27 protein-coding genes and 1 pseudogene are annotated in these 26,219 nt (G+C 66.0%); 13 read left to right on the top strand and 15 right to left on the bottom strand.

The annotated features are described in order from the left end of the window. From VKI00_RS14320 to VKI00_RS14335, 4 genes are all read left to right on the top strand, one after another. Positions 1-213 (top strand): phosphopantetheine-binding protein (locus VKI00_RS14320; RefSeq protein ID WP_324438392.1); only part of this gene is annotated, 213 nt, incomplete at its 5' end. Next, on the top strand, positions 210-1,460 hold the full coding sequence (kasA, locus tag VKI00_RS14325; RefSeq protein WP_324438394.1) for a 3-oxoacyl-ACP synthase KasA: 1,251 nt from the start codon (positions 210-212) through the stop codon (positions 1,458-1,460). The genes VKI00_RS14320 and kasA, both read left to right, overlap by 4 nt. Before the next feature lie 39 nt (positions 1,461-1,499). Then, positions 1,500-2,768 carry a 3-oxoacyl-ACP synthase KasB gene (gene kasB / locus VKI00_RS14330; protein WP_324438396.1) on the top strand — a complete coding sequence of 423 codons (1,269 nt, stop codon included), beginning with the start codon at positions 1,500-1,502 and terminating at the stop codon, positions 2,766-2,768. 30 nt (positions 2,769-2,798) lie between these two features. Next, complete coding sequence (locus VKI00_RS14335) at positions 2,799-4,220, top strand: acyl-CoA carboxylase subunit beta (protein WP_324438398.1); 1,422 nt, start codon at positions 2,799-2,801, stop codon at positions 4,218-4,220. A 20-nt stretch (positions 4,221-4,240) separates the two neighbouring features. On the opposite strand, the gene VKI00_RS14340 is transcribed toward VKI00_RS14335, so the two are convergent. The 6 genes from VKI00_RS14340 to VKI00_RS14365 form a co-directional block, all read right to left on the bottom strand. Next, on the bottom strand, positions 4,241-5,350 hold the full coding sequence (locus VKI00_RS14340) for an amidohydrolase family protein (protein WP_324438400.1): 1,110 nt from the start codon (positions 5,348-5,350) through the stop codon (positions 4,241-4,243). Next, entirely contained in the window at positions 5,347-6,126 is a 780-nt protein-coding gene (locus tag VKI00_RS14345) for a class I SAM-dependent methyltransferase (RefSeq protein ID WP_324438402.1), read from the bottom strand. The genes VKI00_RS14340 and VKI00_RS14345 overlap by 4 nt, the downstream gene beginning before the upstream one ends. Then, a complete protein-coding gene (locus VKI00_RS14350) occupies positions 6,119-6,838 on the bottom strand; it encodes a helix-turn-helix domain-containing protein (protein ID WP_324438404.1) in 720 nt (239 codons plus the stop codon). Before VKI00_RS14350 ends, VKI00_RS14345 begins: the two co-directional genes overlap by 8 nt. A gap of 70 nt (positions 6,839-6,908) precedes the next feature. Then, positions 6,909-8,534, bottom strand: a complete 1,626-nt coding sequence (locus VKI00_RS14355) for an FAD-dependent monooxygenase (RefSeq protein ID WP_324438406.1) — start codon at positions 8,532-8,534, stop codon at positions 6,909-6,911. A 62-nt stretch (positions 8,535-8,596) separates the two neighbouring features. Further along, positions 8,597-10,129 carry a glycerol-3-phosphate dehydrogenase/oxidase gene (locus VKI00_RS14360; RefSeq protein ID WP_414687195.1) on the bottom strand — a complete coding sequence of 511 codons (1,533 nt, stop codon included), beginning with the start codon at positions 10,127-10,129 and terminating at the stop codon, positions 8,597-8,599. Further along, positions 10,126-10,695 carry a TetR/AcrR family transcriptional regulator gene (locus tag VKI00_RS14365; RefSeq protein WP_324438408.1) on the bottom strand — a complete coding sequence of 190 codons (570 nt, stop codon included), beginning with the start codon at positions 10,693-10,695 and terminating at the stop codon, positions 10,126-10,128. The genes VKI00_RS14360 and VKI00_RS14365 overlap by 4 nt, the downstream gene beginning before the upstream one ends. 41 nt (positions 10,696-10,736) lie before the next feature. On the opposite strand from VKI00_RS14365, the gene VKI00_RS14370 reads away from it, so the two are divergent. Then, entirely contained in the window at positions 10,737-12,317 is a 1,581-nt protein-coding gene (locus VKI00_RS14370; RefSeq protein WP_331681915.1) for an FAD-binding oxidoreductase, read from the top strand. Between the two features lie 8 nt (positions 12,318-12,325). Then, positions 12,326-13,246: a diacylglycerol kinase gene (locus VKI00_RS14375; protein WP_324438443.1), complete on the top strand. Its 921-nt coding sequence runs from the start codon at positions 12,326-12,328 to the stop codon at positions 13,244-13,246. On the opposite strand, the gene VKI00_RS14380 is transcribed toward VKI00_RS14375, so the two are convergent. Next, positions 13,227-13,739: a DUF3145 domain-containing protein gene (locus VKI00_RS14380; protein WP_324438412.1), complete on the bottom strand. Its 513-nt coding sequence runs from the start codon at positions 13,737-13,739 to the stop codon at positions 13,227-13,229. The genes VKI00_RS14375 and VKI00_RS14380 overlap by 20 nt on opposite strands. 120 nt (positions 13,740-13,859) lie before the next feature. Continuing rightward, complete coding sequence (locus VKI00_RS14385; protein WP_324438414.1) at positions 13,860-14,684, bottom strand: serine hydrolase domain-containing protein; 825 nt, start codon at positions 14,682-14,684, stop codon at positions 13,860-13,862. 39 nt (positions 14,685-14,723) lie between these two features. Between VKI00_RS14385 and VKI00_RS14390 the strand changes: the two genes are divergently transcribed. Together VKI00_RS14390 and VKI00_RS14395 are read left to right on the top strand one after the other, a co-directional pair. Continuing rightward, positions 14,724-15,809 (top strand): S-(hydroxymethyl)mycothiol dehydrogenase, encoded by a 1,086-nt coding sequence (locus tag VKI00_RS14390; RefSeq protein WP_324438416.1) that lies wholly within the window; start codon positions 14,724-14,726, stop codon positions 15,807-15,809. After that, positions 15,809-16,432: an MBL fold metallo-hydrolase gene (locus VKI00_RS14395; protein WP_324438418.1), complete on the top strand. Its 624-nt coding sequence runs from the start codon at positions 15,809-15,811 to the stop codon at positions 16,430-16,432. The genes VKI00_RS14390 and VKI00_RS14395 overlap by 1 nt, the downstream gene beginning before the upstream one ends. Here the strand turns inward: VKI00_RS14395 and VKI00_RS14400 are convergent. Beyond that, positions 16,429-17,229 carry an SHOCT domain-containing protein gene (locus VKI00_RS14400; protein ID WP_324438420.1) on the bottom strand — a complete coding sequence of 267 codons (801 nt, stop codon included), beginning with the start codon at positions 17,227-17,229 and terminating at the stop codon, positions 16,429-16,431. The two genes, VKI00_RS14395 and VKI00_RS14400, sit on opposite strands and share 4 nt — an antisense overlap. Before the next feature lie 113 nt (positions 17,230-17,342). Between VKI00_RS14400 and VKI00_RS14405 the strand changes: the two are divergent. Together VKI00_RS14405 and VKI00_RS14410 are read left to right on the top strand one after the other, a co-directional pair. Continuing rightward, positions 17,343-18,295 (top strand): annotated as a pseudogene (locus VKI00_RS14405) (SDR family oxidoreductase). Positions 18,296-18,390: 95 nt separating this feature from the next. After that, positions 18,391-18,666, top strand: a complete 276-nt coding sequence (locus VKI00_RS14410) for a hypothetical protein (protein WP_324438422.1) — start codon at positions 18,391-18,393, stop codon at positions 18,664-18,666. On the opposite strand, the gene VKI00_RS14415 is transcribed toward VKI00_RS14410, so the two are convergent. The 4 genes from VKI00_RS14415 to VKI00_RS14430 form a co-directional block, all read right to left on the bottom strand. Next, positions 18,663-20,303: an Hsp70 family protein gene (locus VKI00_RS14415; protein WP_324438424.1), complete on the bottom strand. Its 1,641-nt coding sequence runs from the start codon at positions 20,301-20,303 to the stop codon at positions 18,663-18,665. The two genes, VKI00_RS14410 and VKI00_RS14415, sit on opposite strands and share 4 nt — an antisense overlap. Before the next feature lie 103 nt (positions 20,304-20,406). Continuing rightward, positions 20,407-21,480, bottom strand: a complete 1,074-nt coding sequence (locus VKI00_RS14420; RefSeq protein WP_324438426.1) for a dihydrodipicolinate reductase — start codon at positions 21,478-21,480, stop codon at positions 20,407-20,409. A gap of 29 nt (positions 21,481-21,509) precedes the next feature. Then, on the bottom strand, positions 21,510-22,079 hold the full coding sequence (locus VKI00_RS14425) for a cytochrome b (RefSeq protein ID WP_324438428.1): 570 nt from the start codon (positions 22,077-22,079) through the stop codon (positions 21,510-21,512). Then, positions 22,076-23,140 carry a catalase family peroxidase gene (locus VKI00_RS14430; protein ID WP_324438430.1) on the bottom strand — a complete coding sequence of 355 codons (1,065 nt, stop codon included), beginning with the start codon at positions 23,138-23,140 and terminating at the stop codon, positions 22,076-22,078. Before VKI00_RS14430 ends, VKI00_RS14425 begins: the two co-directional genes overlap by 4 nt. Positions 23,141-23,261: 121 nt before the next feature. Between VKI00_RS14430 and VKI00_RS14435 the strand changes: the two genes are divergently transcribed. Beyond that, a complete protein-coding gene (locus VKI00_RS14435) occupies positions 23,262-23,645 on the top strand; it encodes an MmpS family transport accessory protein (protein ID WP_324438432.1) in 384 nt (127 codons plus the stop codon). A 21-nt stretch (positions 23,646-23,666) separates the two neighbouring features. Here the strand turns inward: VKI00_RS14435 and VKI00_RS14440 are convergent, their stop codons facing one another. Together VKI00_RS14440 and VKI00_RS14445 are read right to left on the bottom strand one after the other, a co-directional pair. After that, on the bottom strand, positions 23,667-24,056 hold the full coding sequence (locus VKI00_RS14440) for a hypothetical protein (RefSeq protein ID WP_324438434.1): 390 nt from the start codon (positions 24,054-24,056) through the stop codon (positions 23,667-23,669). After that, positions 24,053-24,409: a PadR family transcriptional regulator gene (locus VKI00_RS14445; protein WP_324438436.1), complete on the bottom strand. Its 357-nt coding sequence runs from the start codon at positions 24,407-24,409 to the stop codon at positions 24,053-24,055. Before VKI00_RS14445 ends, VKI00_RS14440 begins: the two co-directional genes overlap by 4 nt. Before the next feature lie 160 nt (positions 24,410-24,569). Between VKI00_RS14445 and VKI00_RS14450 the strand changes: the two genes are divergently transcribed. Together VKI00_RS14450 and VKI00_RS14455 are read left to right on the top strand one after the other, a co-directional pair. Then, a complete protein-coding gene (locus VKI00_RS14450) occupies positions 24,570-25,343 on the top strand; it encodes an SGNH/GDSL hydrolase family protein (RefSeq protein ID WP_324438438.1) in 774 nt (257 codons plus the stop codon). A 26-nt stretch (positions 25,344-25,369) separates the two neighbouring features. Beyond that, positions 25,370-26,219: cytochrome P450 (locus VKI00_RS14455; protein WP_324438440.1), on the top strand; the 850-nt coding region annotated here is incomplete at its 3' end.

Genomic DNA, 26,219 nt, shown 5'->3' on the forward strand with positions numbered 1-26,219 from the left:
GAGATCGCGGTGCAGACCGAGGACAAGTACGGCGTCAAGATCCCCGACGAGGACCTCGCCGGGCTCCGCACCGTCGGTGACGTTGTGAGCTACATCCAGAAGCTCGAGGAAGAGAACCCCGAGGCCGCCCAGGCGCTGCGCGCAAAGCTCGAGACCGAGAACCCCGAGGCCGTCGAGTCGGTTCGCGCCAGGATGGAAGCCGACCACCAGTGACCAGACCTTCCACTGCTAACGGCGGTTACCCCAATGTTGTGGTAACCGCTGTTGCGGCGACGACTTCGATCGCGCCGGACATCGAGAGCACGTGGAAGGGTCTGCTGGCCGGGGAGAGCGGCATCCGCGTGCTCGAAGACGAGTTCGTGACCAAATGGGACCTGCCCGTGAAAATCGGTGGGCACCTCAAGGAATCCATCGATGACCACATGGGTCGACTGGACATGCGCCGGATGTCCTACGTCCAGCGGCTAGCCAAGTGGCTCAGCGGTCAGCTATGGGAGAACGCAGGTAGCCCCGAATTTGACCCCGACCGTTTCGCGGTCGTTGTCGGCACCGGTCTTGGCGGCGCGGAGCGGATCGTCGAAAGCTACGACCTGATGAACGAGGGCGGCCCCCGCAAGGTGTCGCCCCTGGCCGTGCAGCAGATCATGCCCAACGGCGCCGCGGCGACGGTGGGCCTGCAGCTCGGTGCCCGCGCCGGCGTGATGACGCCGGTGTCGGCTTGTTCGTCGGGCTCGGAGGCCATCGCGCACGCGTGGCGGCAAATCGTCATGGGCGACGCCGACGTCGCCGTGTGTGGCGGTGTCGAGGGTCCGATTGAGGCCCTGCCCATCGCGGCATTCTCGATGATGCGGGCCATGTCGACCCGCAATGACGACCCCGAAGGCGCGTCTCGTCCGTTCGACAAGGACCGCGACGGCTTCGTGTTCGGCGAAGCGGGTTCGCTGATGCTCATCGAGACCGAGGAGCACGCCAAGGCCCGTGGCGCCACACCGCTGGCCCGGTTGATGGGTGCCGGCATCACGTCGGACGCCTTCCACATGGTGGCGCCTGCACCGGACGGCATTCGCGCCGGACGGGCGATGGTGCGCTCACTGGAGCTGGCGGGCTTGTCAGCCAAGGACGTCGACCATGTCAACGCGCACGCGACTGCCACGCCGATCGGCGACACGGCAGAAGCCAATGCGCTGCGGGTGGCCGGTTGTGAGCAAGCCGCGGTCTATGCGCCGAAGTCGGCGCTGGGCCATTCCATCGGCGCGGTGGGTTCCCTGGAATCGGTGCTGACGGTGCTCACGCTGCGAGATGGCGTCATACCACCGACACTGAATTATCACACCCCTGACCCCGAGATCGACCTCGACGTCGTCGCGGGCGAGCCACGTTATGGCGACTACCAGTACGCCATCAACAACTCGTTCGGCTTTGGCGGACACAACGTCGCGCTGGTCTTCGGGCGGTACTAAACCCAGAAAGGAAACGGGCGCGGGCCCTTAAGGAAAACAATGTCAACATCGTCATCGTTGGCTACAGGGAACGGTTTCCCCAACATCGTCGTCACCGGCATCGCCATGACGACCGCCCTGGCAACCGACGTGGAGACCACGTGGAAGTTGCTGCTGGACGGGCAAAGTGGGATCCGTCTCCTCGACGACGCGTTCGTTGAGGAGTACGACCTGCCTGTTCGCATCGGCGGGCATCTGCTCGAGGAGTTCGACAGCCAGCTCGACCGCGTCGAGAACCGCCGGATGGGCTACCTGCAGAAGATGGCCACGGTGGTGGGCAGGCGAGTTTGGGACAACGCCGGGTCGCCAGAGGTGGATCCCGGGCGGTTGATGGTGTCGATCGGCACCGGGATGGGCTCCAGTGAGGAGCTGATCTTCGCCTACGACGGCATGCGCGCACGTGGTTTGAAGGCGGTCTCTCCGCTGGTCGTGCAGATGTACATGCCCAATGGCGCGGCCGCCGCGGTCGGGTTGGAACGGCACGCCAAAGCCGGGGTGATGACCTCGGTGTCGGCGTGCGCGTCCGGCTCGGAGGCCATCGCCCGCGCCTGGCAGCAGATCGCGCTGGGCGAGGCCGACATCGCGATCTGTGGTGGCGTCGAGACCAAGATCGAGGCGGTGCCGATTGCGGGCTTCGCCCAGATGCGCATCGTGTTGTCCACCAAGAACGACGACCCCGCTGGCGCCTGCCGCCCGTTCGACAAGGACCGCAGCGGCTTCGTCTTCGGTGAGGCCGCCGCGCTTTTGGTCATCGAGACCGAGGAGCACGCGAAGGCGCGCGGCGCCAACATCTTGGCCCGGATCATGGGGGCCAGCGTCACCTCGGACGGCTTCCACATGGTGGCGCCGGACCCCAACGGCGAGCGGGCCGGTTATGCGATGACGCGGGCAATCCAGCTTGCCGGTCTCACACCGGCCGATATCGACCACGTCAACGCCCACGCCACCGGCACCTCGGTCGGCGACTTGGCCGAGGGCAAGGCTATCAACAACGCCCTCGGCGCACACGGTGGAGACGCGGCGGTGTACGCACCCAAGTCCGCGCTCGGCCACTCGGTCGGCGCGGTCGGCGCGGTGGAATCGATCTTGACCGTGATGGCACTGCGCGACCAGGTCGTTCCGCCCACCCTGAACCTGGCGAACCTGGACCCGGAGATCGACCTCGACGTGGTGGCCGGCAAGCCGCGGGCGGGCGACTACAAGTACGCCATCAATAATTCGTTCGGATTTGGCGGTCACAACGTGGCGATCACCTTTGGCCGGTACTAACCGAAGTATGACTGACACAGGAGAACTGCGATGACGACCTTGGCCCCGGATGCGGTTGACGAGTCGCTCGACCCGCGTGATCCGCTGCTGCGCCTCAGCAGGTTTTTCGACGACGGCAGCATAGAGCTCCTGCACGAGCGGGACCGCTCCGGTGTGCTGGCCGCCGGCGGAACCGTGAACGGCATGCGCACCATCGCCTTTTGCACCGACGGCACCGTGATGGGCGGTGCCATGGGTCTGCAGGGCTGCACCCACATCGTCAACGCCTACGACACCGCGATCGAAGAGCAGAGCCCGATCGTGGGCATCTGGCACTCCGGCGGGGCGCGGCTGGCCGAGGGTGTGCGATCGCTGCACGCGGTCGGGCTGGTCTTCGAGGCGATGATCCGGGCGTCCGGTTATGTCCCGCAGATCTCGGTGGTGGTCGGCTTCGCCGCCGGCGGCGCGGCCTACGGCCCGGCGCTGACCGACGTCGTCGTGATGGCGCCGGAGGGCAGGGTGTTCGTCACCGGGCCGGACGTGGTGCGCAGCGTCACCGGCGAGGACGTGGATATGGCCTCGCTGGGCGGCCCGGACACTCACCACAAAAAGTCGGGTGTGTGCCACATCGTCGCCGACGACGAGTCCGACGCCTACGAGCGTGGTCGCCGATTGGTTGGATTGTTCTGCCAGCAAGGGCATTTCGACCGGAACAAGGCCGAGGCCGGCGACACCGACATCCACGCGCTGCTGCCCGAATCGTCACGGCGTGCCTACGACGTGCATCCGATCGTCACCGCGATCCTGGACGACGATGCCCCGTTCGACGAGTTCCAGGCCAAGTGGGCACCGTCGATGGTGGTCGGCTTAGGCCGGCTTTCCGGTCGCACGGTCGGTGTGCTGGCCAACAACCCATTGCGGCTCGGCGGCTGCTTGCACTCGGAAAGTGCCGAGAAGGCAGCGCGTTTCGTGCGTCTCTGCGACGCATTCGGTATTCCGCTGATCGTGGTCGTGGACGTTCCCGGCTACCTGCCCGGTGTTGACCAGGAATGGGGCGGCGTGGTGCGCCGCGGCGCGAAGCTGCTGCACGCATTCGGCGAGGCCACCGTGCCGCGGGTAACCCTGGTCACCCGGAAAACTTACGGCGGGGCCTACATCGCGATGAACTCACGTTCGTTGGGCGCCACCAAGGTGTTCGCCTGGCCGGATGCCGAGGTCGCGGTGATGGGCGCTAAGGCAGCCGTCGGCATCTTGCACAAGAAGAAGCTGGCCGCCGCGCCGGAAGACGAGCGCGAGGCATTGCACGACGAGCTTGCCGCCGAACACGAGCGGATCGCCGGCGGCGTGGACAACGCCATCGACATCGGTGTGGTCGACGAGAAGATCGACCCGGCCCACACTCGCAGCAAGCTCACCGAGGCGCTGGCATCGGCGCCGCCACGCCGCGGGCGCCACAAGAACATCCCGCTGTAAGGCTCAGCGGCGAGCAGACGTCACTTGACGAGGGCTGAAATCAGGGCCCTGCCGATTTTCGACGTGGCGCGGCTGCGCAGCCGGTACCAAGTATCGCCGACGGCGGCACGCGCGTTACTGGTGTCACCCGGCTGATTGCCAAGCTTCAGCAGGTTGTCTGCGGTGCGGTGCGCGAACCGCTCCCCGTCGTCCGGGGATAGGTCGCATCGTTCGAAGAATTCCATCGCGGCGAAGTTGTCCTGGAAGGGATGGTCGACGGAGAACATCAGGTTGTCCAGGCCCAACATCGCTCGGGCACAGTCGAACACCGGCACGTCGAACACCCCGCTGCTGGTGATGAAAACGTTTTCTCGCAGGTAGTAGCCGACGCTGTTGCGCATCGGCGGCTCCTCCGCCTCGGGCGCCAGCAACCAGCCGGCCATCGTGAGCCCGACGTTGAGCCGGGTGAAGCAGAACGGAAGGAGTTCCCCCATGTGCCCGACTATGATCTTCAAATTCGGATGACGATCGAACACCCCGGCGCAGATCAACCTGAGCAGATGCGTTCCGGTTTCCACCGGCCAGCCCCAGGTAGGTACCAGCGCCGGATCGAAAGGCACGTAGTAGCAATCTGTTACCGCCTGCGGCGGGTCGGTGGGATGAATGTAGATAGGCACGCCCAATGATTCGGCCCGGGCCAGCAGCACATCGAACGACGGCTCATCCAGGTAATGCCCGTTGGTGTGTCCGTTGATCAGCGCCCCTTTGAAGCCGAGGTCGTGAACGGCGCGCTCCAGCTCCTCGGCGGCATCAGCCGGTGACTGCGTCGGCAGCATGGCAAAGGCGGCAAACCGCGCCGGGTGCGCGGCGACCGCCTCGGCCAACCAATCGTTGACTTCGCGGCTGACGGCGATCGCCAACTCGGCCTGCTCATCGGCGAGCACTTGGACACCAGGCCCGACGTGTGAGAGCACCTGCACGTCGATCCCCGCGGCGTCCATCAGACGGATGCGCTCGGCCCCGACGTCGCTAAGCCGGGCCCGCACCGGCTGGTATTTCCGTTGCAGCGACTCGGGAAACAGCTCCCACACCCGCGGGTGCAGAAACGCCTCTTCCAGCGCCACCACTCGGGAGACCGACTTAGTGCTCACCGCGCCGGCCCGGGCTTGGTCGCGGTGACGGCGTGGGTGCGGAAGAACGGTAATCCCCACCAGGCGCGCCAGCCGAGATCGCGGCGCCCGACGTCGGCCATGCCACATTGCCGAAGCCGATTGGCGTATAGCTTGGTGAACCCGAGGTCGGCGATCACGACGTGACCGCCCGGACGTAGCACGCGGACGGCTTCGTCGATCGCCGACCGCCGCGCGTCGTCGTCCGGCAGATTGTGGATCGCGAGGTTACTCACGACGAGATCAAAAGACTCGTCTGGGAATTGAAGATCGGTCATGTCCCGGGTGTGCAATTCGACCCGGTCGGCGACGCCCTCGGCTTGCGCGTTCGCCAGTGTCGCCTGCATCGAGTTGCCGGTCTGGTCGGCCCGCCAGATGTCCACGCCCACAGCACTTCCCCGCGGTAGTAGCTTGGCCGCGGTCAACAAAACCGCGCCACGCCCGCAACCGAGGTCGAGCGCCCGTTCGTCACCCCGCAGTCCGATCCCGGTCAGCAGGTGTGCCCACACTTCGAACTTTCCTCGTCGGCTGAACCGCCGCACGCTCACACCGGCGCCGACCAGAAGGACGGCAATTACGCCTGCCCCGAGTCCCGACAGCGTTCGTCCGGTCGCCAGCCATAAACCAGCCAAAGACGTTGCGGCAAGGCACAACAGCAGATAGCCGGCCAGTAAGACCGGCGCCGGAATCAGTCGGTAGTCCCCGTCGACGCCATACCGACCGCGCGGGCGAGCCAGATCGGTTGCCAGTTCAGTCATCGTGATCGCCTCCGTAGGTCGCCAACCGGTGGTCTCGGGCCAGTCGCTCTAAAATCGGGATGGCTTTGTTCGCAGCGCGTTTCATCGTGTCGCTGCTCGGTGCCTTGGTTGGCTCGAAAGCCCGGTGGATCGTCTCGGCGAGCTGATCGGCCTTCTGCGCCAACGTCAGGTTGAGACTCGGCGGCAGAAACGGCTCCGCCCCAAAGAAACCGAAGACGATGGTGGGCAGGGTGTAGTCGAGATCCTCCAGATGCAGATCCGGCCGCAGCATTCCCTCTGCGGCAAGCACACTCAGATAGTCGCGATTGACGTCGAGCTTGCTTTCCTCCAGCCGGTGATGATGCGCGGCAGCAAGAAACGTGCCGAGGGTGTCGGCGTCGCGGGTGTAGAGCGCACGCAGCACAGGACGATTCATCGCCTCGACGAACAGCCGCCGCAGGTACCGGTACAGCGCCACCTCAGCCGGGTCAGTGCGGACCGCGTCGACAATCGCGTCGGCCATCGCCGCCGCCTCGCGGGCGCTGACCGCCTGGAACACTTCCTCGCGAGACCGCCAGTGCAGGTAGATCGTGCCCTTACCGACACCGGCACGACGGGCCAATTCGTCGATCGTCACCCGCCGGTAGCCCCAGGACAGCAGCAGGTCGCGGGCGGTATCGAGGATCCGATCAGCCCTCTCTTGCCGATCGACACCAGAACGTTCCGCAATCACGCCAATGACTTTATGACCAGAATACGATTTTGGTCAACAGTCATTTTGCAGGCAGTGCGACGCCGTCGGGTCAGGTTCGGCCGAGGATCGCCGAAAGCGCCTGGCGAAGCTCGCTTTCGGGGTCAGCGGGCAGCCGGTCTGCGCGCCAGCCGACGAAATCGTCCGGACGCACAAGCAGAGCCCCACCGGGCTGGAGTTCGGTGGCCTTCGCCCACGCGCCGTCGGGATCGAGGATGTCATCCGCGGGCCCGATCTGATGGACGGCGATCGGCACGCCGAGGGCGGTTGACGCCGCGGCGGCGGCCTCGACCCAGGGGGCGCCGTCGTCGCCGGTGAGCACGGTGAAGTTGCGGCCAAGCAGGTCGAGCGTCGACACCCGTCGGCCACCGTGCTGCACCCAGGCATGCGGGACCCGGGTGCCGGGTTGGCCACGCAATTCGTCGACCAAACCTGCGGCGTCGGGATCTGCGGGAGCCGGCTGGTCGGTCACGACCGCGGCTGACCGGTACTGGTAGCCGATCAGTAGAGCGAACATCGACGCCTCTTCGTCCGGCGGCAATCCCGGACCCTGGTCGTCCAGATCGATCAACGCGAGTGTCGGCCCGGTCAGCGACTGGTGCGCGGCAAATCGCCCGACGGGATGGCGCTCGGCGTGGAATGTGGTCAACAGCGCGGGATCTGCCGTCCCACCCAGGACTGCGGCCAGTTTCCAGGCCAGGTTGTGCGCGCTCTGAATGGCGGTGTTGGCTCCCCCGGCCTTGAACGGCGGCATGGTGTGCCCAGAGTCTCCGACGAGAAAGACTCGCCCGCACTGGAATTGGCCGGCCACCTGCTCGTACGGTTGCCACGCCGCGACCTCGATGATCTCGATGTCGATCTGCTCGCCGACGGCCTTGGTCAACATCTCGCGGCAGTACTCGGGAGTGAATTGCGCCGCGGTCTCGCCCTTTTCGGGAAAGTAGGTGGTGATGAACATCCCGACGTCGTCCTTGGCAACCAGGAATATGCCGTCCACTTCGGCATTCTTGACCTGCACGCCATCGCCATCGTTGAGGTGCGCCACGAACTTTCGCCACGGTGCGCGGAAGTAGAAGAAAACGACATAGATCGGCAGCGCACCGTGTCCCGAGGTGCTCAGGCCAAGCCGGTTGCGGATCGGACTGTGGACACCGTCGGCGGCGACAAGATAGTCGGCGCGAACCGTCTGGGACTCACCGGAATCCAGATCACGTAGCACCGCGGTGACACCGCTATCGTCTTGCTCGAAAGAGCACAATTCCGTTCCGTAGCGCACTTCGCTGCCATACCGGCGGGTTTCCGCGAGCAGCATCGGCTCCAGGCTGCTCTGCGGGCAGTACTGCACGGAAGGCTCTGGGCTGAGCTGATCCAGGCCGGCGAAGAACGCGTCGATGTCGATGGCGAGTTCTTCGTCCGCGCTGTTCAGCGTCGGCTTGACGACCATGTCTGAAACACGGTCGGCGACGGCATGGACCTCGTCGTCCAGACCCAGACCGCGAAGAATCTCCAGGCTGCGAAAGCTCAGGTTGCGGGCCTTCGGGTAGATGAAGACCTCGCGGCGCTTTTCGACCACCAGCGATGCGACCCCGTGTTTGGCCAGCAGAGCCGATGTGGCAAGGCCACCGGCGCCCGCCCCGACGATCAGAACCGGAACATGTGACGGATTAATCAGGTTCATGCTCGTCACCGCCCTCCTGCGGATACTCAAAAGTAATAGTTACTACTATATAGTAGTAACTATCACTTTTGTGCCAGCATCTCCGCCGCCACGCCGACTACTCGCTGCCGATCGGCGGCCACCAAACCGATCCGGGTGCGACGATCCACGATGTCATCGACGGTCAGCGCACCCTCATGGCTGATGGCGAACTCGAACTCCGCCCGGGTCACGTCGATCCCTTCGGCCACCGGGTCTACCGGCCGATCACACGTGGCAGCGGCGATGACGTTGGCCGCTTCGACCCCGTAGCGCAGGACCAGCGACTCCGGCAAGCCGGCCATCGGCGCGACGCTCGAGCCCGGATTCGCCGGCGCACCGACCAACGGCAGGTTTCGGGTCCGGCACTCCCCGGCTGCGAGTTCCCGCAATTCGACAGCCCGGTCGAGGACGTCCTCGGCCATGTGCCGGTACTCGGTCAGCTTGCCGCCGACCACGCTGATCACCCCGGAGGGTGACTCGACCACGGCATGGTTGCGAGAGACGTCGGCGGTGCGGCCGGTCCCGGTGTCGATCAGCGGCCGCAACCCTGCGTAGGTGCCGATCACATCGGCACTTTCCAGGGTGATACCCAGTGCGGTGTTCACGACGTCAAGCAGGAACCTCACCTCGGCCGAAGTCGGTTGTGGCACATCAGGAATCGGCCCTGGCGCTTCCTCGTCGGTCAGTCCGAGGTAGACCCGCCCCAGCTGTTCAGGCATGGCGAACACGAAGCGATTCAGCTCGCCGGGTATCGGAATCGTCAGCGCCGCCGTGGGATTGCCGAGGGCTGCGGCATCGAAGACGAGATGGGTGCCTCGGCTAGGGCGCAGCTTCAACGACGGGTCGATCTCGCCCGCCCACACCCCGGCGGCGTTGATGACGGCGCGAGCAGACATATCGAACGATTCGCCGCTGCGCTGGTCGGTCAGCCGCAGGGACGTGCCGGTGACCTCGGATGCGGCCGTATAGGTCAGGATTCGGGCACCATGCTGCGCAGCGGTACGCGCGACGGCGGCGACCAGTCGGGCATCGTCGATCAGCTGTCCGTCGTAGGCCAGCAGGCCACCGTCGAGCCCGTCCCGCCGAACGGCCGGGGCCATCTCGCTGACGCGCTGCGCGGCAATGCGGCGTGAGCCGGGCAGGATGGACGCCGGTGTGCCCGCCGTCTTACGCAACACGTCGCCGGCCAGGAACCCGGCCCGCACCAATGCCCGCTCCATTCGGCTCATCGACGGCAACAACGGGACCAGTTGCGGCATGGCCCGGACCAGATGAGGAGCGTTGCGCGTCATCAGAATTCCGCGCTCGACCGCGCTGCGCCTGGCGATGCCGACGTTGCCGCTCGCAAGATAGCGCAGCCCGCCGTGCACCAGCTTGGAGCTCCACCGGCTGGTGCCGAATGCGAGATCGTGCTTTTCCACCAACGTCACTCGCAGGCCCCGGGCCGCGGCGTCCAGCGCGATGCCGGCGCCGGTGATGCCGCCGCCGATCACGACGACGTCGGTCGGCTCGCCGTCGGCCAGCGCCGTCAGGTCGGCGGTGCGGCGCGCTGCGTTCAGGGCGGTCGACGTCATGAGAGGTATCCGTTCAGCGAGTAGGCGAGTTCGGCGGCCAGCGCGTCGGCATCCAGGATCGGTCGGACGATCTCGGCGGATTGAATGGCCGACTGGGTGATCAGCAGCACCATCGCGGCGAGCCGGCGCGGGTCGCCTGCCCGCACACCGCCGCCGCGTTGGGCCGCGCGCAGGTCGTGGGCGAGCGCGTCGATCAGCATCTGCTGGCTGCTGCCGAGCCGCTGGGCGATGTAGACGAGCGCCAGCTCCGACCGGAGCACCGCCATCACCAGCTCGTCGCGCCGCAGGTGTTCGGCCACCGCCACCACCCGGTCGACCAACGCCTCGCGGCCGCGTCCGCGCACCGGCACGTCATCCAGTGCCGCGGTGATGTGCCTGGTCAGCAGGGCCGCCAGCACCGAACGGGTGTCCGGCCAGCGGCGGTAGACGGTTGGCCGGCTCACCCCCGCCCGCCGCGCTATCTCGGCCAGCGTCACGCGCTCGACGCCGAAATCGACCACGCAGCTCGCGGCGGCCGCCAGGATCCGGTCCCCGGTCTCCACCGGTGCGTTACTGATTGACAGCATATGTAATACTGTAACGCATGCCTGAACAGTTGTTGCCGCCGATGAAGTGGAACGCGTGGGGTGACCCGCAAGAAGCCAAACCCCTCTCGGAGGGCATCCGATCGCTGTTGAAGCAGGCCCTGGGGGTGACGGACTCGCCCGCGGCCGAACTCGACCCGGAGCAGGTCAAATTGCGCCCGTCACAGTTGGCGGACGACCACCGCGAAGCGCTGGCCGCCATCGTCGGGCCCGACTACAGCCGCGTCGGCGACCGCGACCGACTGCTGCACGCCGGCGGCAAGTCGACGCTGGATCTGCTGCGGCGCAAAGAATCCGGCGTCCAAGAGGCACCCGATGCGGTGCTGCTGCCCGGCACTGACGACGAGGTAGCGGAGATCCTGCGGTACTGCTCGCAGCACGGCGTCGCCGTCGTCCCGTTCGGTGGCGGCACCAGCGTGGTCGGTGGACTCGATCCCATCCGCGGCGAATTCAGCGCCGTGGTGGCGCTGGATTTGCGGCGCTTCGACCAATTGCTCGCTTTCGACGCGGTATCCGGCGAGGCCGAGTTCGGTGCCGGCGTCACTGGTCCACGGGCCGAGCAACTGCTTGTTGAGCACGGGTTTTCGCTCGGGCATTTTCCGCAAAGCTTCGAATTCGCCAGCCTGGGCGGTTATGCCGCGACTCGATCGTCGGGACAGGACTCGGCCGGGTACGGCCGGTTCGACGACATGATTCGTGGGCTGCACGTCATCACGCCCGCGGGCGCGCTGAATCTCGGCCGCGCACCGCAGTCGGCGGCCGGCCCGGACCTGCGGCAGCTGCTGATCGGGTCGGAGGGCGTCTTCGGCATCATCACCCGGGTGCGGGTTCGGGTGCATCCGGCGCCCGACGTCACGCGCTACGAGGCGTGGTCGTTCCCCGACTTCGCCACCGGGACAGCCGCATTGCGTGCGGTCGCGCAAACCGGCACCGGCCCGACCGTGATCCGACTCTCCGACGAAGCCGAGACCGGCGTCAACCTGGCCACCACCGAGGCCATCGGCGAAACCCAGATCACCGGCGGCTGTTTGGCGATCACGGTGTTCGAGGGCACGGCCGCACATGCCGACAGCAGGCACACCGAAACCCGGGAGCTCATCACAGCGATGGGCGGCACCTCGCTGGGCGAAGCCCCGGCACGGGCCTGGGAGCATGGCCGGTTCGGCGCGCCTTATCTGCGCGACTCGCTGCTGGCCGCCGGCGCGCTCTGCGAGACGCTGGAGACGGCCACCGACTGGTCCAACATCCCCACACTGAAGGCCACCGTCACCGACGCGCTGACGGCCGCGCTGGCCGAATCCGGCACGCCGGCGCTGGTGCTGTGCCACATTTCGCATGTGTATGCCACCGGCGCCTCGCTGTATTTCACCGTCGTCGCCGGGCAACGCGGCAACCCGATCGAGCAGTGGCGCGCCGCGAAGACCGCCGCCTGCGATGCGATCGTCGCTGCTGGGGGGACGATCACCCATCACCACGCGGTCGGGGCCGATCACCGGCCCTGGATGCGCGACGAGGTTGGCGATTTGGGCGTACAGGTGCTGCGGGCGGTCAAAGCGACACTGGATCCCGCGGGAATTCTGAATCCCGGCAAGCTTATCCCGTGACGCGCCATATGACGCGCCGCGAAATCGGCCGGGTGACCGTGCTGACCAATCCGGCGTCGGGACATGGAAACGCGCCACACGCCGCCGAAACGGCGATCGAGCGGCTGCAACAGCGCGGCATCGACGTCGTGGCGATCGTCGGCAGCGACGCCGACCATGCCCGTCGCCTGCTGCACGCGGCGGTCGAAAAGGGCACCGACGCAGTGGTAGTCACCGGCGGTGACGGAGTCATCTCCGATGCGCTGCAAACGCTGGCCTGCACCGACATTCCGCTGGGAATCATTCCGGCCGGCACCGGCAACGACCATGCCCGCGAATTCGGGCTGCCCACAAAGGATCCGGAAGCCGCCGCCGATGTCGTCGCCGACGGCTGGACCGAAACCGTTGACTTGGGCAGGATTCGCGACCGCAAAGGTGTTGCCACGTGGTTCGGCACCGTTGCCGCTGCGGGATTCGATTCGCTGGTCACCGATCGGGCCAACCGGATGCGCTGGCCGCGCGGCCGGATGCGCTACAACCTGGCGATGCTCGCCGAGTTGTCGCAGCTGCGGCTACTGCCGTTCCGGCTGATGCTCGACGGACGCGACGAGATCGTCACCGACCTAACCCTTGCGGCGTTCGGTAACACCCGCAGCTACGGCGGCGGAATGCTGATCTGCCCCAACGCCGATCATGCCGACGGCCGACTCGACATCACCATGGTCCACTCGGCGTCGCGCAGCCGGCTGATTCGCCTGTTCCCCACCGTCTACAAGGGCCGCCACGTCGATCTCGACGAGGTGACAACAGCCCGGGCGACCTCGGTCGACGTGGAATCGCCGGGCATCAACGCCTACGCGGACGGCGAGTACATCTGCGCGCTGCCCGCCGAGATCTCGGCGGTGCCCGGCGCACTGCGGATTCTTCGACCTAACCGACTCCCCGGCTGAGCCAGGACACCTCGGCGCCGTCACCGCCGTCGCGATACACCTCGAGCGCCTCGTCCCACGCGGTGCCCAATGCCGAATCCAGCTCGGCGGCCAGTGCGTCGGCGCCATCGGCCATCATCGACCGCAGCCGCATCTCGCCGATCATCACGTCACCGTTGGCGCTCATCGCGCCGCTCCACAGTCCCAGCTGGGGCGTGTGGCTGAACCGCTGCCCGTCGACACCGGGACTGGGATCCTCGGTGACTTCGAATCGCAGCACCGACCAGGAACGCAAGGCGTTGGCCAATCGGGCGCCGGTGCCCACCGGACCGACCCAGTTGGTCACCGCGCGCAACTGCCCGGGCATGGCCGGTTGCGGGGTCCACTTCAAGTTGGGGTTGGCCGCCAGCGTCGACGACAACGCCCACTCGACATGCGGACACACCGCGGCGGGCGAGGCGTGGATGTACACCACGCCGGTCGTCACATCGGCGAACTGGTTCGACGCACGCATCTGCTGCTCCTTCGGCTCCACGAGGGACGTCTTCCCCAACGACCTGGTGACCCGACGAGCAGGATGCAACGATTTTTTGTGTCTTGCGTGTCTATTGTGCCTCGTGAGGCCCATGTTGCGCTAGTCCGAGTTATGAGCGGACAGCACGGTGTCCGACAGCACCGGCCACCTTGGCAGCGCCCACTCGCCGAAATCGCGGTTGGTGAGCACCACCAGCGCGAGCTTCGCCTCCGGATCTGCCCAGATAAACGTGCCTGATTGACCGAAATGGCCGAAGCTGCGGGCCGAGTTTTTCGCGCCGGTCCAATGCGGTGACTTGGCATCCCTGATCTCGAAGCCCAGCCCCCAGTCGTTCGGCCGTTGCTGACCGTAGCCGGGCAATACCCCGTTCAAACCGGGGAACTGCACGGCCGTCGCTTCGGCGTGCATCTGTGGCGATACCGTCGCCGGATTCAGCAGGTCACCGGCGAAGGCCGCCAAATCCGCCACCGTCGACATCGCGCCGAAGCCGGCGGCCTGCGCGCCGCCGTCGAGCCGGCTGGTGGTCATTCCCAGCGGATCGAACACCGCCTCGGTGAGGTAGCGACTGAACTCGATCCCGGATGCCAGCTGCACCGTCTCGGCCAGCACGCCGAAGCCATAGTTCGAGTAGATTCGCCGGGCGCCCGGCTTGGCCAGCGTCTCGTTGGAGTGCATCGCCAACCCCGAGGCATGGGCCAGCAGATGCCGAACCGTCGATCCGGGCGGCCCCGCGGCGGTATCGAGGTCGACGGCGCCTTCCTCGATCGCGATCTGCGCCGCGCGCGCCACCAGAAGCTTGGTCACCGACGCCAGCGCGAATTGCTTTCCGGTGTCACCGTGGCTGGCCAGCACGCCCGACGGTCCGACCACCGCGGCGGCCGCGGCGGCGACCGGCCAGTCGTCGAGTTCATCCAGTGCGACCATCGCGCAGGAGCCTACCGACCAAGCACTAGGTTGGCGGGTATGGGTCAGACAGTGCGCGGCGTGATTTCACGGAAAAAGGGTGAACCAGTCGAGTTGGTGGACATCGTGATCCCCGACCCCGGCCCGGGCGAGGCCGTCGTCGACGTCACCGCGTGCGGGGTGTGCCACACCGACCTGACCTACCGCGACGGTGGGATCAACGACGAGTATCCGTTCCTCCTCGGCCATGAGGCCGCCGGCACTGTCGAAGCGGTGGGACCGGGCGTGACAGCGGTCGAGCCGGGCGACTTCGTGATCCTGAACTGGCGCGCGGTCTGCGGCCAATGCCGCGCCTGCAAGCGCGGCCGACCCCACCTCTGCTTCGACACGTTCAACGCCGAGCAGAAAATGACGCTCACCGATGGCACCGAGCTGACGCCGGCGCTGGGCATCGGCGCGTTTGCCGACAAGACGCTGGTGGCCGCCGGCCAGTGCACCAAGGTCGATCCCGAGGCCGACCCGGCGGTCGCCGGCCTGCTGGGCTGCGGGGTGATGGCCGGTCTGGGCGCGGCGATCAACACCGGCGCGGTCACCCGTGACGACACGGTCGCGGTGATCGGTTGCGGCGGCGTGGGCGACGCCGCGATCGCCGGGGCAGCGCTGGTCGGCGCCAGACGCATCATCGCCGTCGATACCGACAACACCAAACTGGATTGGGCCCGTAAGTTCGGCGCCACCCACACCGTCAACGCACGCGAATTCGACGTCGTCAAAACCATCCAGGACCTCACCGACGGCTTCGGCGCCAATGTAGTGATCGACGCGGTCGGGCGACCGGAAACCTGGGAGCAGGCATTCTACGCCCGTGATCTTGCGGGAACCGTTGTGCTGGTTGGTGTTCCGACTCCAGACATGCGCATCGACATGCCGCTGGTGGACTTCTTCTCGCACGGCGGCGCGCTGAAGTCGTCCTGGTACGGCGACTGCCTGCCCGAACGCGACTTCCCCACCCTGATCGACCTCTACCTGCAGGGTCGGTTGCCGCTGGAGAAGTTCGTCTCGGAGCGCATCGGTCTCGGTGATATCGAGGCGGCTTTCCACAAAATGCATGACGGCAAGGTGCTGCGCTCGGTGGTGATGCTGTGATGGCTGGCATCGAGCGCGTTGTCACCCACGGCACCTTCGAACTCGATGGTGGCAGTTGGGAAGTCGACAACAACATCTGGGTCGTGGGCGACGATTCCGACGTCGTGGTCTTCGACGCCGCGCACACGGCGGCGCCCATCGTGGCGGCCGTCGGTGGGCGGAATGTGGTGGCGGTGGTGTGCACCCACGGTCACAACGACCATGTGACCGTGGCCCCCGAACTCGGCGACACACTCGACGCGCCGGTGCTGCTCCATCCCGGCGATGACGTGCTATGGCGGATGACTCACCCGGACAAGAACTTTCGCGCGGTATCTGACGGGGACACGCTGACTGTCGCCGGCACCGAACTGCAAGCGCTGCACACCCCCGGACACTCCCCCGGGTCGGTCTGCTGGTACGCGCCCGACCTGGGCGCCGTGTTCAGCGGCGACACCCTGTTTTCTGGTGGACCCGGTGCGACCGGTCGCTCGTTCTCCGACTTCCCGACCATCCTGCAGTCGATCTCGGGCCGGCTCGGCAAACTCCCCGGCGACACCGTCGTCTACACCGGGCATGGCGATACCACCAGCATCGGCGACGAGATCGTCCACTACGACGAATGGGTGGCCCGAGGCCACTAGCGACCGTCGAGAATTCGGCGCTTCTCGTCCTCAAACTCCTTTTCGGTCAGCGCTCCGGAATCCCGCAGTCCTGCCAGGGTTTTGAGTTGCTCCAGCTTGACGCCCTCGTCACTAGGTGCGTACGTCGAGAGGGACCTGTCCGACGTGGCGACGGGCGCCCCCAGATCGGTCGATAGCTGCGCGGGCGTCGGAGTCATCACCGGCGACGCCGACGGTTCACCCATGGGCTGCCACGCCGGCAACGTCGCCGCTCGAGTGCGAGCCAGCCAGATCGGCGCCGCGATCGTACCGATCAGGCCAACACCGAAGAGGCCGGCGAATATCCACGCCATCGAACCGGACGAACTGCTGTTGCCACCGTGACCGAACGCCAGTTGCGGGCTGATGAATCCGTTGACTTGCCCCTCGGTGGTGATTTTGTAGTCGCCCTCGGCGGGCACCTGCATCAGCCACACTCGCCGATGAGTGTCATTGTTGACTGTCGTTGTCCCGCCGTAGTTTTCAGTGAGTTTTGGCTCGGCAACGCCTTGTGGCGGATCGACGTCCACCCCGAGTTGCGGCACGGGCAGCCCGCCTCCGGACACGCTGCCGATGGTGAGTGTGTGGAAGCTGACGGTTGCCTCGCCGGCGGGCAGATGAACGGTACCCGAGCCCGGGATGGGCACCTCGCCATAGGCGTTGAATTTGTCCAGGACGAATGCGTTGAGCGTGAGGGTGAGAACGAAGCCGATGATCGATCCGATCATCAGCACGAGGGCAGGTGCCAGCGAAATTTTTGCGAGCCGCCTGCTAGTCATTCACGCAGTGTGACACTGTGGGCGAAGCGGTGCCAACGAAACCACGCAAAGCCAACGACACCGCAAAGGAGCAAACTGGGACGAAACGCGTAGGCGATTAAGGAGTGATGCTCATGGCCCCCAATCTCGTCGCCACAGTGCCCGATCTGTCCGGACGACTGGCCGTCGTCACCGGATCCAACAGCGGTCTGGGATTCGGATTGGCCCGTCGGCTCTCCGCGGCCGGCGCCGATGTTGTGATGGCGATCCGCAACCGCGCCAAGGGCGAGGCCGCAATCGACGAGATCCGCGCGACGGTTCCAAATGCGAAGCTGACCATCAAACCCCTCGACCTGTCGTCACTGGCCGGCGTCGCCGCCCTCGGCGAGCAACTCAACGCCGACGGCCGCCCCATCGACATCCTGATCAACAACGCCGGCGTGATGACCCCGCCGACCCGCGACACCACCGCCGACGGATTCGAATTGCAGTTCGGCAGCAATCATCTCGGGCATTTCGCACTCACGGCACACCTGCTGCCGCTATTGCGTGCCGCCGACCAAGCGCGGGTCGTTTCGCTGAGCAGTCTGGCTGCGCGCCAAGGTCGCATTCATTTCGACGATCCGCAATTCGAAAAGTCGTACACGCCGATGGGGGCCTACGGGCAGTCGAAACTGGCGGTGCTGATGTTCGCCCGCGAGTTGGACCGCCGCAGCAAAGAGGCCGGCTGGGGCATCCTCTCCAATGCCGCGCATCCCGGCTTGACCAAGACCAACCTGCAGATCAGGGCCCGTCGCACGGTCGGTCAAAACCCTCGACCATGGAACGGCTCTACAAGCTGTCGTGGCGGCTGACGCCGTTCCTGTGGCAGGAAATCGACGAAGGGATCCTTCCCGCGCTCTACGCGGCGACTTCCCCGCAAGCCGAAGGCGGTGCCTTCTATGGCCCCCACGGCATCTACGAGGCTAACGGTGGCGGGGTGACGGCGGCCAAGGTGCCCGCGCGTGCCCGTGACGAGGCCGATAGCCAGCAACTGTGGGAGATCTCCGAGAAATTAACCGGGGTCAGTTACCCGAAACCGGACTGACACCCGCGCGCCGCAGTTTGGACAAATCCCCAGCGGGTAGTCGTCGGAGATAGCGTCGTCGGCAGGGCGGAGTCTCGGCAGGACGGGAAGGTTCAATGAGCGAAAACGATAAAGTCCAAACCACTAGCGAAAACACCGGTGACGAGGAAACGACCTCCGCCGAAACGCCCGAACTCAGCGAGGACGGTAAGGAAAAAGTCCGCCAGATGCAGGAGGCCTATAAGGACGATCGGCCGACCGTTGTGTTGCCGGGCACCGATGGGACCATCTCCGGCGTTGCGATCAACGAGTGGCTTGACGACGACGGAAACCCGAAATTCGGGAAGGACAAGCAGCAAGACGACAACGAAAACAACCGGTCGTCGGCTTAACGGAAACCCGGTTGCGGTTCGGGGAAGCCCCGCGGCCCTCCGGGGAACCTCGGAAACCCCGGCCGCTTCCGATCCTGTGTCGACGTGGGCGCTTCGGTGGTCGTCGGCGGCGCTGAGGTCGTCGTTGTCGGTGCTTGTGTCGTGGTAGTTGTCGTCGTCGGCGCCTCGCTGGTTGTCGACGACGGTGTCCCGGTGTCCGACTCGGTCGATGACGGCGGATTGGTCGCAGGCGCCTGAGTGTTGGTGGCGCTCGACGGCGCAGGTGCGGTGCTGACGCCGGGCGCCGGTGTGGTCGGCGCGCTGCCGGAGGTGTGATGCAGGGTGATCATGACCGCGGCGGCGATGGCCAGCACCACAAGTGCGGTGCCGAGAGCAACCACCACCGGGCGGCGATACCACGCGTCGGCAACCGCGCCGGTCGCGGCTGGGCTGGAGTCGCCATCCAAGCTTGCCGGCGGCCGCGGGGCGGTCAGCCCGGCGCCACTGCTTGGTTCCGGATACTCGCCGGGGCGGATCGGCATGATGCCGGAGTCGTCGTCTGCCTCCGACCAGGCCAGCGCCGGTGCGGGCCTGGGTTCCACCGGAATGTCTGACATCGTCGTGGCATCGGCGACCGCTCCGGCTGCGGTGGGCGCCAACGCCGTTGGGCTGTCGGCCGGGCCGCGTGCGGCCCGCAATGCCGCGCCGATAGCCGCCGTCAGATGCGGTCGCGGCGCGGTAATGATCGGCGCGCCCAGCTGTTCCGAAAGGGTCATGGTGACCGTTGGGATGCTGGCGCCCCCACCCACCGAGGCGATCGCTACCAGATCTTCTGCTCGAATTCCGTTGCGCTGCAACGTTTCATGGACGACCGTCATGAACCCGTCCAGCGGCTCGCGGATCGCGTCCTCGAGTTCGTCCCGGCCGACCCGGACGTCGCCACGGTATCCGGGCACGTCGGCGGTCAGCGTCGTCTCGATGGTCGACGAGAGCTCTTCCTTGGCGTGTCGGCAAACGCCCCGCAGCCGAGCCAGCGAACCGATCGCCGAGGTCGCCGACGTGTCGAACGATCCGGTCGACGAGAGTTCTGTGACGACGTAGGTCAGCAGCGCCTGGTCAATCCGGTCACCGGAGAATTCAGCGTGCCGCACCGCAGGAGCGACCGCCTGGTAGCCGTCGGCGTCGAGCAGGGACAGGGTAGTGCCGGTGCCGCCGAAATCGCACACGGCGATGATCCCGCGACTCGGTATCCCCGGGTTGGCCTGTAGCGCGATCAGCGCTGCCACGGAGTCCGATACCAGCGCGAGTCGACCATCCGACCATTCGGATACCCGGCCCAATGCGACCCGCACCGCGCTGACCGCCTCCGGTCCCCAATGCGCGGGGTGGGTAACCGCGACCGGATCCGGCAGTGCTCGTCCATCTGTCACGGCGTAGGACAACGCCCGCAGCGCATCGGCGACCAGTGTCTCGCTGCGGTGAGGCGTACCGTCGGCCACCACGATGCTGTCCGGGTCGCCCACCCGGTCGACGAAATCGGTGATGACCAGCCCGGGCTCGTTGAGCATCGGGTTTTCCGACGGCACACCGACTTCGGGTGGGCGCTGCCGATACAAGGTCAACACCGGCTTGCGGGTCATCGCCCGCTCAGCGGTCACCGCCGCCAAGTTAGTGGCCCCGATCGAGAGGCCTAACGCCGACCGTCCTACGTCAGCCATATTGTCCAATCCGCGCGCATCGGCCACCAATTTATAGGTGCCATCACCGGATCGTGCCGGCCCCCGCGATCAGGGGCAGATCGAGCGGGGTGACCCAGCCCGGCGGGAGGTCGTTGACGGCCGGCACCGCGTTGAGTGCGCGCATCCCGGTGGCCAGACAACCGGCAGCGGCTGCATCGCGGCCGGAGCCGTCGGTGAACCGGAATGCGGTCTCCTGGGAGATGCTGGGCGTGCCCTCGATGTCGACCCGGTAGACGTCGTCTTTGACGCCGGCCGGCCAGTCCGGTGCGGCGTCAAGGCCGATGCGGTTGACGTGCTCCAGCTGGATGCGGGTCTGGCCTTTGTAGACCCCGTTGATGGTGAACCGGACGGCGGCCACATGTCCGGGCGGGATGACGCCCTTGGCCGTCTTGCGCTCGTTGGGCGTCACCCACTTGTCCCATGTGGTGGTGATCTCGTCGAGCATGATGCCGGCGGCGTGCGCGATCATCGGCACAGTGGCGCCCCAGGCGAAGATCAGCACATCGCGGTTTTCCAGCATCGGGCGAAATTCGGGCTCGCGTCCGATGCCCATCTCAATTTCGTAGTCGCCCTCGTAGTTGGTGTAGTCCAGCAGCTCGGATGCCCGCACGCTACGGATCTCCGAGCACACCCCCATCAGCGTCATCGGGAACAGGTCGTTGGCGAAGCCCGGGTCGATGCCGGTGGTGAAGCACGACGACTCGCCCAACTCGCAGGCCTCGGTGATCGGCTGGATCCAGTTCGGCGGATTCAGATGCATGGTCGGCCAAACCCATGGCGTCATCGCCGTCGAGCACACGTCGATCCCGGCCCGCAGGAACCGCGCGATCAGCGAGATGTTCTCGTCGGCGTGCGCCGCGGTCGGGCCGTAATGGACCAGCGCATCGGGCCGCAGGGCGATCAACGCGTCGACATCGTCGGTGGCGGTGACGCCGACCGGTTCGGCCAGCCCGCAGATCTCGCCGACGTCGCGACCGACTTTCTCCGGATTGCTGACCCCGACGCCGACCAACTCGAACAGCGGATGTTTGACAATTTCGGCGATCACCATCTTGCCGACGAAACCGGTACCCCAAATTACAACACGTTTAGCCACGCGCCACCTTCCGATCGACAACCCCCGGTTCACCCTAGGCGGCTGCGGTCGGCCTTCGGCCGGAACCGGAATGTCATCCTCTCGATCATCCGGTCGCGCAGCGTCAGTGTGTGCAGCAGAATCGCGGAGATGTGCGCGGCGATAACGGCCATCAGCGCATACGCGACGACCGAATGAGCTTGCCGCAGCACCCAAAACAACTGCGCGTCGAACGGTGCGATGCGCGGGAGCCGAAGTGAATCGAACACCACGACCGCTTCCCCGCCAGCCGAAACCATCGCCCAACCGATCACCGGCTGGGCCAGCAGCAGCGCGTACAGCAATCGCTCGGATAGCACGACGATCTTGCCTTCCAGCCTCCCCACCGTCGGCGGCCACGGCGGAGGGTGATGGGTAAACCGGTTGACCACACGCACCAACACCACCGCGAGGATGGTGATGCCCAGCGTCCAGTGGATCAAGATCAGCGTGGCGTAGTCGCCCACCGAGTTCACCATCGCGAATCCGATGAACAGTGCGCAGAACACCAGGATGGCTGTTAACCAGTGCAGCACCCTGCTCAACGCCGTGAATCGGCCCGGTTCGGGCGCCGCGGTCACAGCGCGACCTTGTCGACTTGTACCGCGGGTGGGCTTCCGGTCTCGCCGGTGCGACGTCGGTACGACGCGGCATAGACGGCCGATCGCGCGCTGAGCAGCGGATCGTCGGAAGGCTCGATGCCGGGCGGCAGCACCAGCGGATCGAAGTTGATGTCTCGGGCGTTGCCCGGCGCCTCGGTTTTGATCGAGTCGAGCGTGAGCATCCCGGCGTCGACGCTGCGCCGATCGGCCGGCCAGGGCAGCGTCGCGTCGTGCGTCGGATCGGCCGCCGCGCCGACGGTCAGCACCAGACGCCAGCGCAACGGGCCGGTCCGCAACTGGCGTACGAGCGCATCGAACAGCCCATCCGACCCCGACGAGGGAGGCAGCGCCTGCTGCAGCGGGGTCAGCGACCACCGCACCGGTGTCCGCGCGCCGGATTGGTTGACGAAGTAGAAGGCGTTCAACCCGCTGTACACGCTGTCGGCGAAGCCGGGTGTCGGCGGATGCTGCTTGACGATTTTCATTGCCCGCGCTGTCTCCGGATGTGCGGCCAGGAACCGAGCCATCGCCGCCGGATCGGGCTTGCCGGTGCCGGGAACCACGGCCGAGGCGATCAGCCGGTCGTAGAAGCCTTGTGGTGAATTGTCCAGGAAGACGGGAAGGTTCAGCGTTGCCATCCGCCATTGCTGTCCGCCCGGGAACCCGAACGCCAGGCCCAGCCCGCGGGCGGTCGACGACGCGTCAGCGGCGTGCGGGTTGCCGCCGGCCAACGAAAAGCGCCCGATCACCGGTGTGCGACCGGGCGCGAACACCGCCGCGGTCGACAGCGTCTGGCCGTTGCCGTTGCTGTCGAAGTAACCGGTCACGGCGACGCCTTTGGCGTGGTTCTTGCGGAAACCCGGTTGCCGGCCGAACACCTTGGCGAAACCGTCCAGGAAGACCCGCGGCGTCAGTCGCGCGGGACCGATCCATTTGTTCGCGTACAGCAACGCACCCAGGTCCACCGCCAGGAAGGCGCCGACGACGGCGGCACCCCGCAGCATGTCGCGCCGACTCGGACGCGCGGGCTGTTCAGTCATCACTAGCCTCTACGACGCTCACCTGACATTGGTTCAAGCATGGCCGCCGCATGGTCGGTTCCCGCGGAAAAGACACCAAAACGTCCCCAAGTGTTTAGCCGGAGTGACACCATGTCGCGTGATGACTATGCCCACACGCCCGGTCAAGGCCCGCACAGGATCGTCGGTGCTGCTTGCGGTGCTGACCGCTGTCGCGACCACGATAGGGATGTGCGGCGTGGCAAACGCGACCGGCCCGCAGACTCAAGTGACGTATCAGTTGAGTGGCAGTGCGCCGGTGGCGGACTACATCTCGTATCAGACGGACAGCGGCCAAACGGGCCAAACGCAGCAGGCACACGTGCCATTGCCATGGCAGACGCAGTTCACCGTTACCGGTTCCAAAGTGTTTGTGCTCAGCGCGCAGAGCCCCGGCTCGATCACGTGCACGATCCTGGTGGACGGCAAGGTGGTCAGCCAGGCGACCGCGAACGGAGCGCCGGCCCGCACCGTCTGCACACACTGACGCTTCGAGCGCGCCGGCACATCACCGACCGGCGCCAACCGGTCTGCGCGGTTTGGGTGGTGGGTAGACGACGCGGCCGATGCTCGCCGACAGCCAGCCGATCGCCCACCCGCCGAAGAACACCGCAAACGTGTGCCGGGTGGAATCGCCGGCGTGGGTGAACACTGTCGCTAAGATGACGGCCCAGACGACGCCACAGGCGATGCTGTAACCGACGTAGGTACGAGAATATTTGCGCAACAGACGAATTCGCTGCATCAGGCCAGATCGAAGCAGGGACATCCGGGCGCGCCGCGGAGGCTTGCCGTTGCCGTAGGTGTCGTCGAGCATCGCGATCAACTCCTCGCCGTATCGCCGCCGCCAGGCCGCCGGGTACCACCGCAGTACGCGCTTGGCGTCGCGGGGATTCATTGCGCCCACCCCGGGTCGGGGACATACAACGCGATCCCGAGCCGACGGGCACCCTCGGCCGCAATCGCCCCCAAACCGCGCACCGCCGTGGTCAATTCAGCCCGTCCAGCGGCGGTCAGCCGATATGGGCGCCTCCGCTCGTCGTGGCCCGCCGGTTCGATCAGCCCGTGTTCCTCCAGCGCGGTGATCGCGCCGTAGAGCGTTCCCGGCCCCAGCGTCACGCCCGCGAACGTCTCGATATCGCGTGCCAGCGCGTAACCGTGCTTAGCGCCCGACGCCAGGCTGGTCAGGATCAGCACACCCGGGTCATTTCGTCTGCCCAGCTTCCGAGCGGGTCGCGAACCACGTGCCATACTCGGCAACCTTAGTACGTATGACGTAATACGCCAAGCGTAATATTACGCGGGGCCTCGATCACCAGATCCTCATCACGCAGCGGATTCCCGGCTTATTCGATAGCTTCCGTCACTTGATAGTGACTATCGCTATCGGCCGTCGTAAGGTGTGGTGACTGTGTCCACACCCGAAATCGTCGCCTGTCTGGGCTCGAGCACGACTGCCGCCAAAGGCACCTATAACTGGATCGATGAACTGGCCGGCCGACCGCAAAACAACCGGTTCCGATTCGTCAACTTCGGCGTAGGCGGCGATCTGTCGTTCAACATCGCCAGGCGACTTGACCCGGTACTGCGTATAGCGCCGGACCGGGTCATCGTGCTGATCGGGGGCAACGACATCCTGGCGAGCGTCTTTCCCAATTTCCGACGATTCACCCGCGCCTGGAAGCGGCTGTCGGAAGAGCCCTCGCCGGCACGCTTCAAAGAGAACCTCGAACTCATCACCCGCCGGCTGCAGCACGCCACCCGCGCCGCGATCGCGTTGAGCTCCGTAGCGCCCGTCGGCGAAGCACTTCAATCCGACGACGCCATTCAGTCACGGCTCAACGATCTGGTCGCCACCTACAACGGCATCGTCGCCGACGTCTCACAACGCAACGGCGCCTACTACATTCCGTTCTACGAGTGCTTCCGTGATCAGCTTGCCCGCTCGTCGGCCGCCAAGCCGTTTACCCGTTTCTCCTTCGCCGCGTTCTACCGCGACTATCTACTCCGCGAAATGATTCTGCGACGCAGCTTCGATCAGATCTCGCAGACAAACGGCTGGGAATTTCACATCGACGGCATTCACCTCAACACCAAAGGCGGCCGCATCCTGACCGAAGTCGTTCAGCAGTTCCTCGACTCGCCTTCAAGATCGGCAGCGGGCGGTTTAGGCTCGCGCGTGTAGCCCGCTCAACGACGAGGACGGTCGACATGGGCATTGTGACCCGAACGAATGGCATGGCGCCGCCCGAGGTTCCGCTGGCCGATGTTCACCTGGGCACGTGGGACTTCTGGGCACTCAACGACGATCTGCGCGATGGGGCGTTCGCCACGCTCCGGCGCGAGGCCCCGATCTCGTTCTGGCCTGAGCCTGTCCAAGAAGGCTTCCAATCAGGTGACGGGCATTGGGCGCTGACCTCACTCGACGACGTGTTCTACGCCAGCCGCCACCCCGAGATCTTCAGCTCCAGCCCCAACATCACGATCAACGACCAGACGCCGGAGGTATCCGAGTACTTCGGCTCGATGATCGTGCTCGACGACCCGCGGCATCAGCGGTTGCGGTCGATCGTCAGCCGGGCTTTCACCCCGAAGGTGGTGGCCCGCATCGAGCAATCGGTGCGCGAGCGGGCGCACCGATTGGTCGCCTCGATGATCGCCGCTCATCCCGACGGCAACGGTGAGGCGGTCAGCGAGCTTGCCGGGCCGCTGCCGTTGCAGGTCATCTGCGACATGATGGGCATCCCCGAGGAGGACCATCAGCAGATATTCCACTGGACCAACGTGATCCTCGGCTTCGGCGACCCCGATCTGACGACCGAATTCGATGAATTCGTTCAGGTTTCGATGGAGATCGGCGCGTACGCCAGCGCGTTGGCGGAGGATCGTCGCGTCAACCACCACGAGGACCTGACCACCAGCCTGGTGCAGGCCGAGGTCGACGGCGAGCAGCTGACGTCGGCCGAGGTCGCGTCGTTCTTCATCCTGCTGGCGGTCGCCGGCAACGAGACGACACGCAACGCGATCAGCCACGGTCTGCTCGCGCTGACGCGTTACCCCG

Source organism: Mycobacterium sp., from assembly GCF_035314665.1.
In the GTDB taxonomy this organism is placed as follows: Bacteria; Actinomycetota; Actinomycetes; order Mycobacteriales; family Mycobacteriaceae; genus Mycobacterium.